The 1,984-nt window shown below is 75.2% G+C and carries 4 protein-coding genes; all 4 read left to right on the forward strand.

All coding sequences use genetic code 11. From position 1 onward, the window contains the following. The coding region (locus ABZ749_RS34550; RefSeq protein ID WP_357235469.1) for a precorrin-3B C(17)-methyltransferase at positions 1-648 on the forward strand (648 nt) is incomplete at its 5' end. Beyond that, the gene (locus ABZ749_RS34555; RefSeq protein ID WP_357235471.1) at positions 636-833 is read left to right on the forward strand and encodes a 4Fe-4S binding protein; all 198 of its coding nucleotides are present in this window, start codon (positions 636-638) and stop codon (positions 831-833) included. The genes ABZ749_RS34550 and ABZ749_RS34555, both read left to right, overlap by 13 nt. After that, positions 830-1,426, forward strand: a complete 597-nt coding sequence (locus ABZ749_RS34560) for a precorrin-8X methylmutase (RefSeq protein WP_357235473.1) — start codon at positions 830-832, stop codon at positions 1,424-1,426. Before ABZ749_RS34555 ends, ABZ749_RS34560 begins: the two co-directional genes overlap by 4 nt. Beyond that, positions 1,423-1,984, forward strand: a 562-nt coding sequence (locus ABZ749_RS34565) for a CbiX/SirB N-terminal domain-containing protein (protein ID WP_357235477.1), incomplete at its 3' end; no start/stop codon positions are given. The genes ABZ749_RS34560 and ABZ749_RS34565, both read left to right, overlap by 4 nt.

The raw sequence follows: 1,984 nt of genomic DNA on the forward strand, positions 1-1,984 counted from the left end.
GCCGCGGTGGTCGGCCTCGACCAGTACCTGGAGCAGGTCCGCGACGTGCTCCGCCCCGGCACCCGGGTGCTCTCCAGTGGGCTGGGCGCGGAGGAGGCGCGGGCGCGCGCCGCCGTCACCGAGGCCGCCGCCGGCCGGGCGGTCGCGCTGATCGGCTCCGGCGACGCCGGGGTGTACGCGATGGCCAGCCCCGCCCTGGAGTACGCCGACGAGCGGATCGAGGTGGTGGGCGTCGCCGGGGTCACCGCCGCCCTCGCTGCCGGGGCGCTGCTCGGCGCGCCCCTCGGCCACGACCACGCCTACGTGAGCCTGTCCGATCTGCACACCCCGTGGGACGTCATCGAGCGGCGGGTCACCGCCGCCGCCGAGGGTGATTTCGTGACGCTCTTCTACAACCCGCGCAGCCGGGCCCGCGACTGGCAACTCGGCAAGGCGCTCGGCATCCTCGCCGCGCACCGGTCACCGGACACCCCGGTGGGTGTGGTGCGCAACGCCAGCCGCCCCGGCGAACGGGTGCACCTCGCCACAGTGGCCACACTCGACCCGGCGATCGTCGACATGTACAGCGTCGTGGTCGTGGGCAGCAGCGACACGCGGCTGGTCGCCGGCCGGATGGTCACACCCCGGGGGTACCGGTGGCGTTCGTGACGATCGACGCCTGCCAGGGCTGCGGCGCGTGCCTGCTCACCTGCCCCACCCACGCGATCCGACCGGTTGCCGGTGGCCTCACGGTCCGCGACGACCGGTGCACCGGCTGCCTGGAGTGCCTGGAGATCTGCCCGGTCGACGCGATCCGCGTCGTCGAGCCCGACCCCTGTGAAGGAGCCCGATGAGCCGGGTCGTGCACCCCATCGAGGCCGAGTCGTACCGCATCCTGCGCGAGCGCGTCGACCTGTCGCACCTGCCGCCGCTGACCCGCGCGGTGACCGAGCGGGTGGTGCACGCCAGCGCCGACCTCGCGTACGTCGACGAACTGGTCTGCGACGAGGCCGCCCTGGAAGCGGGGCTGACGGCGCTGCGCGCCGGGGCGCCCGTGGTCACCGACGTGGCGATGGTCGCCGCCGGCATCACCCGGGCCGGCCTGGAACTGGTCTGCCCGGTCGCCGAGCCGGCCGCCACCGCGCTGGGCCGCTCGGCCGGGATCACCCGCTCGGCGGCGGCCGTCCGGATCGCCCTGGAGCGGGTCGGGCCCGGGGCGGTCTGGGTGGTCGGCTGCGCGCCCACGGCGCTTGTCGAACTGCTCACAGTGGACGCCGCACCGGCGCTCGTGGTGGGCCTGCCGGTCGGCTTCGTGGGTGCCGCCGAATCGAAGGCGGCGCTGCGGGCCAGCGGCCTGCCCGCCGTGTCCAACGTGGGGGAGAAGGGTGGCTCGGCGGTCGCCGCCGCCGCCCTCAACGCCCTGCTCTACGTCGAGGAGAAGTCATGACCGGGTTGGTCATCGTCGGGCACGGTACGCGCAGCGCGGCCGGGGTCGACCAGTTCGCCGCTCTCGTCGAGCGGGTCCGCGCTCGCGGTGACATCGGCGACGTCGAGGGTGGCTTCATCGAGCTGTCCCGTCCACCGCTGACCGACGCGGTCGGCGCTCTCGTCGCCCGGGAGCACCGGGCGCTGGTGGCGCTGCCGCTGGTGCTCACCGGCGCCGGTCACGGCAAGGGCGACATCCCCGCCGCGATGGCCCGGGAGCAGCAGCGCCATCCCGGGCTGAGCTACCGCTACGGCCGCCCGCTCGGCCCTCACCCGCTGCTGCACGAAGCCCTCAAACAGCGCATCGACGCCGCCCTGTCCGGCGCCGACCGGGCCGATACGGTGCTGTCCGGCGCCGACCTGGCCGGCACGGGGCCGGCCGGTGCCGACCGGGCCGACACGTGGGTGGCGTTGATCGGGCGGGGTCCCGGTCAGGGTGGGGGTGAGCAGGGTGCGCAGGGTGGCCAGGCCCTTGGCGGTCTGGCTCTTCACCGTCCCCGTCGAGCAGCCCATAGCGCGG

Origin of the sequence: Micromonospora sp. NPDC047753 (genome assembly GCF_040642735.1) — a bacterium.
Classification (GTDB): Bacteria; Actinomycetota; Actinomycetes; order Mycobacteriales; family Micromonosporaceae; genus Micromonospora.